At 66.9% G+C, this 3,209-nt stretch carries 3 protein-coding genes; 1 reads left to right on the top strand and 2 read right to left on the bottom strand.

All coding sequences use genetic code 11. The annotated features are described in order from the left end of the window. Positions 1-113: 113 nt before the first annotated feature. Positions 114-407, top strand: coding sequence for a YeeE/YedE thiosulfate transporter family protein (locus AB0M20_RS34365; RefSeq protein ID WP_364304516.1), 294 nt, complete (start codon positions 114-116; stop codon positions 405-407). Here AB0M20_RS34365 and araB read toward each other — a convergent pair. After that, positions 368-1,960, bottom strand: coding sequence for a ribulokinase (araB, locus tag AB0M20_RS34360; RefSeq protein ID WP_364304515.1), 1,593 nt, complete (start codon positions 1,958-1,960; stop codon positions 368-370). The two genes, AB0M20_RS34365 and araB, sit on opposite strands and share 40 nt — an antisense overlap. Positions 1,961-2,036: 76 nt before the next feature. Then, on the bottom strand, positions 2,037-3,011 hold the full coding sequence (locus AB0M20_RS34355; RefSeq protein ID WP_364304517.1) for a LacI family DNA-binding transcriptional regulator: 975 nt from the start codon (positions 3,009-3,011) through the stop codon (positions 2,037-2,039). Between the last annotated feature and the right edge of the window lie 198 nt (positions 3,012-3,209).

Genomic DNA, 3,209 nt, shown 5'->3' with positions numbered 1-3,209 from the left:
AAAGCAAATAGAAGCCATATAAGCCCTGCTAACATTAAATAAGGTATGATATATCCTAAATGCCACAAAAACGCTACAAAGCCTTCTGAGTAACAATTCGAAAACCTAAAATAATGGTGCCCCAACTTAAACAAAAATATAGTGGTATTAGACATTACCTATTTGAAAAAAGATATCATCCATTTGTTGCTGGCATTGCAATAGGTTTTATTGCTCTACTTGCTTGGCCTATGAGTGAATCTACTGGGAGAATGGGTGGCTTAGGTATAACAACACCATCTGCAAATCTTGTAAATTATCTTATTTCAGGAGATTTAAAATTTATTGATTGGGGTGTGCTTTTGGTACTAGGTATATTCATAGGTTCTTACGTTTTCATCACCTTGTTCTCGCCCCGGCCGAAGTAGTCGTGCAGGCGCACGTACTCGGCGAACAGCTCGTCGTAGACCTCGCTCGCGGCCGCGTCGGGGTGCCAGACCGCCGCCTCCTTGCGGCCCATCGCCGCCGCCGCGGCACGCACGTCGGGGTACGCGCCCGCGGCCGCCGCCGCGTGGATGGCCGAGCCCAAGGCGGGGCCCTGGTCCGAGCCGATCACCGACAGCGGCCTCTTCAGCACGTCCGCGTAGATCTGCATCACCAGCGGGTTCTTCACCAGGCCACCGGCCGCGACGAACTCCTCGACCGCGAGCCCGGCCGCCTCGAACGTCTCGACGATCACCCGGGTGCCGAAGGCGGTCGCCTCGATCACCGCGCGGTAGCGGTCCTCGGGCTTGGTCGCCAGGGTCTCCCCCACCATCAGCCCGGAGAGCTCGGCGTCGACCAGCACCGAGCGGTTGCCGTTGTGCCAGTCCAGGGCGAGCAGCCCGTGCTGGCCCGGCTTCTGCCCGCGGGCCAGGTCGGTGAGCTGCTCGTGGGTGTAGCCGGGCGGCACAACGTACGCGAAGATGTCGCCCACGCCGCTCTGCCCGGCCTCGTACCCGTAGAGCCCGGCCACGATCCCGCCGTCCACCACGCCGCACATGCCGGGCACGACCTCGACCCGATCGGCGTTCATCATGTGGCAGGTCGAGGTGCCCATCACCGCGACCATCTGCCCGGGGTCCAGCGCCTGCGCGGCGGCCGAGGTGACGTGCGCGTCCACGTTGCCGACCGCGACCGCGATGCCCTCGGGCAGCCCGGTCCACTCCGCCGCCCTCGCGCACAGCCGGCCCGCCGCCTCGCCGAGCTGCCCGATCGGCTGGTCGAGCTTGGCCTCGACGAAGTCGGCGAAGTCGGCGTTGAGCTCGCCGAGGAAGTCCCGCGACGGGTACGCGTCGTCCTGCCGGATGCCCTTGTACCCGGCGGTGCAGGCGTTGCGGACGTAGTCGCCGGTGAGCTGCCAGACGATCCAGTCGGCGGCCTCGACCCAGCGCTCGATGGCCGCGTACACCTCGGGGTCCTCCTCGAGGACCTGCAGGCCCTTCGCGAACTCCCACTCCGAGGAGATCAGGCCGCCGTAGCGCGGCAGCCACGGTTCCTTACGCTTCGCGGCCAGCGCGTTGATCCGGTCGGCCTGCGGCTGGGCGGCGTGATGTTTCCAGAGCTTCACGTACGCGTGCGGGGAGCTGACGAACCGGTCGACCTCCGACAGCGGGGTGCCGTCGGCCAGCGTGGGCACCATCGTGCACGCGGTGAAGTCGGTGCCGATGCCGATCACCTGCGACGGGTCCACCTGGGCCGCGCGCAGTGCGGCCGGCACCGCGATCCGGAGCACGTCGACGTAGTCGGCCGGCACCTGCAGTGCCCAGTCCGGCCCCAGCGGGGTGCCGTCGGGCAGCGTGTCGGTGAGGACGGCATGCGTGTAGTCGTGCACCGCGGAGCCCAGCTCCGCGCCATCGGAGACCCGGACGACGACGGCCCGGCCGGACAGGGTCCCGTAGTCGACACCCACGACATAGCTCGGTGGCGTGTGCTGCGTCATGAAGCCAGAGTGTGAGCGCTAACAATCGGGTGTGTCAACGGTTCTCTGCAACATTGGGGACACGAGGCAGAAACCGTTATCCGACACTGTCGCGCTCGACCAACTGGGGCTCGATGACCACCCGGCCGGGCAGCGCGGCCGGCTCGGTGATCTGGGCCAGGAGCAGCTCGAGGCCGGCGTGGGCGACCGCCGCGAAGTCCGGCCGCACGGTGGTCAGCGGCGGGATGAAATACGCCGCCTCGGGCACGTCGTCGAAGCCCACCACGCTGACGTCGCCGGGCACCCGCCGGCCCTTCTCGTACAACGCCCGGAGCAGGCCGAGCGCCAGGTGGTCGTTGGCCGCGAAGACGGCGGTGACCTCGGGCATCCGGGCCAGCATCTGCCCGGCCGAGTACCCGGCCGCGGCGGACCAGTCGGCCGGCATCAGCGGCGGCACCTCGGCGCCCGCCTCGGTCAGCGCCTGCCGCCAGCCCTCGATCCGGCCGGCCGCGTCATACCACTGCGCCGGGCCGGATACGTGCCACACCGTGCGGTGCCCCGCGGCCAGCAGGTGCCGCGTCGCGGCACGGGCGCCGGCCACCTGATCGACGGTGACGAGCGCGTGCGTCTGATCGGGGTCGCCGTCGATGGTCACCAGTGGCACCCCGGACGGCACGTCGGCCAGGCCCTCGCCGGCCGACACGGTCGGGGCGATCACCACCACGCCGGCCACCCGCTGGTCCAGGTGGCGGTCGATGGCGGCGGTCACCGACTCGCGGTCGAGGTTCACGACGCTGGCCACGCTGACCGCGAAGCCGGCCTCGGCGGCGGCCTGCTCGAACGCGGTCAGCAGCGACGCCGGGCCGAACAGCGTGCTGTTCAGCGTCACCACGCCGATCAGTTGCGATCGGCCGGTGACCAGCGTGCGAGCGGCGCGGTTGGGCCGATAGCCCAGCTCGGCGATGGCCGCGCGCACGCGCAGCCTGGTCTGCTCCTTGACGTTCGGGTGATCGTTCAGCACCCGAGACACCGTCTGGTGCGAGACCCCGGCCAGACGCGCGACGTCGGTCATGGCCGGGTCACGGGACCCCCTGATGTCCACCAACGCACCCTCAACCCCTCGAGAAAGGCCTGGAGAAGAGACTAACGCCGGGCCGGTCCCGTGACCCGTGCCCATATGTTAGCGATAACAGGACCTGGGTCAAGCCTCGTTTGTTTCTCATTCACCTGAGACCAGTAAAGTTTTTGACACCATGAACGTCGTGCTCGA

It is taken from the genome of Actinoplanes sp. NPDC051633 (assembly GCF_040681735.1).
Taxonomy (GTDB): Bacteria; Actinomycetota; Actinomycetes; order Mycobacteriales; family Micromonosporaceae; genus Actinoplanes.
Note: the sequence above shows the minus strand (reverse complement) of the source record. Positions and strands in the feature narration are given on the sequence as shown.

Excerpts from the sequence above, each read along its gene's own strand:
- araB (WP_364304515.1), bottom strand. The coding sequence starts at position 1,960 with ATGACGCAGCACACGCCACCGAGCTATGTCGTGGGTGTCGACTACGGG.
- AB0M20_RS34365 (WP_364304516.1), top strand. The coding sequence starts at position 114 with ATGGTGCCCCAACTTAAACAAAAATATAGTGGTATTAGACATTACCTA.
- AB0M20_RS34355 (WP_364304517.1), bottom strand. The coding sequence starts at position 3,011 with ATGACCGACGTCGCGCGTCTGGCCGGGGTCTCGCACCAGACGGTGTCT.